The organism is Mesorhizobium intechi (genome assembly GCF_002879535.1).
In the GTDB taxonomy this organism is placed as follows: Bacteria; Pseudomonadota; Alphaproteobacteria; order Rhizobiales; family Rhizobiaceae; genus Mesorhizobium; species Mesorhizobium intechi.
Genome location: NZ_PNOT02000149.1, coordinates 1 through 968 on the forward strand (window position 1 = coordinate 1; position 968 = coordinate 968).

Annotated in this window: 3 protein-coding genes; all 3 read left to right on the forward strand. The window is 59.5% G+C overall.

The window, feature by feature from the left end; translation table 11 throughout:
* Window positions 1-118: 118 nt before the first annotated feature.
* The 3 genes from C1D09_RS12590 (at window position 119) to C1D09_RS12600 (ending at window position 935) form a co-directional block, all read left to right on the forward strand.
* On the forward strand, window positions 119-319 hold the full coding sequence (locus C1D09_RS12590; RefSeq protein WP_143974646.1) for a DUF680 domain-containing protein: 201 nt from the start codon (window positions 119-121) through the stop codon (window positions 317-319).
* A gap of 73 nt (window positions 320-392) precedes the next feature.
* The gene (locus tag C1D09_RS12595; RefSeq protein WP_143974647.1) at window positions 393-632 is read left to right on the forward strand and encodes a DUF680 domain-containing protein; all 240 of its coding nucleotides are present in this window, start codon (window positions 393-395) and stop codon (window positions 630-632) included.
* Between the two features lie 66 nt (window positions 633-698).
* Complete coding sequence (locus tag C1D09_RS12600) at window positions 699-935, forward strand: DUF680 domain-containing protein (RefSeq protein WP_143974648.1); 237 nt, start codon at window positions 699-701, stop codon at window positions 933-935.
* The last annotated feature ends 33 nt before the right edge of the window (window positions 936-968 follow it).

Sequence of the window (968 nt, forward strand, 5' to 3'; positions counted from 1 at the left end):
GAACAACTTCGTGATTGGAAACGGCCAGCTGACTTACCCACATCGGGGCGGTCCGAACGACGCGATTTATCCCAAGACACGCCGCTAGACGGACGGAAAAAATACTGGAGTACCCAAAATGAAAAAGATTGTTCTCACTGCCGCCGCCCTTCTGGCTATTTCCGGCAGCGCCTTCGCTGGTAGCGACCACTATGGTTCGAATGCCCCCGCAGCCACTGCTGCTGTCGACAGCTCCTACACCGCTTCGACCAAGAAGTCGGAACCGGCTGCTCAGACGCCTGTCACGGGTGCCGACCGCAACCTCTTCGGCAACAACTAATTGCCGATTTCCCAGCAGGCGGCGGGCTTAGCTCGCCGCCTCTGTGAAACTCGAAGAATTCAGGAACCTTGAAATGAAGAAGATCATCCTTGCTGCCGCCGCCGTTCTGGCGGTCTCCGGCAGCGCCTTCGCCGGCAATGACAATGTTGGCTGGACCGATATCAACAAGCAGGCAGCCACCAACGTCGACACCTCGCATACGGGCGCCATCCGCGACAGCGGCTCGTTCGTCCACAAGTTGCTCAACTCGTCCGGAGACGTCCAGAATTCGGCTCCCAAGAGCAGCGACCGCGATCTCTACGGCAGCCGTTAAAGCCGCCTCCGCAGAGCGGCGGGATAGTCCGCTGCTCGCCGCAACATAAGATTCAGGAGCCCTAAAATGAAAAAGATCGTTCTCACTGCCGCCGCGCTTTTGATCGCCGCCGGCACCGCCTATGCCGGCAACGACAATGTTGGTGGCACCGACATCAACAAGCTGGCGACGGCCAACGTTGACACCGCGCAGACCTCTTCGGTGCGCAACACCGGCTCGCCTGTCTACAAGTTGCTCAATTCGTCGGGCGACGTGCAGCAGTCCGCTCCCCAGGGCAGCGACCGGAACCTCTTCGGCCGCTAACAGCCGAAGCCGACTTTCCAAAAAAGAGCGGCG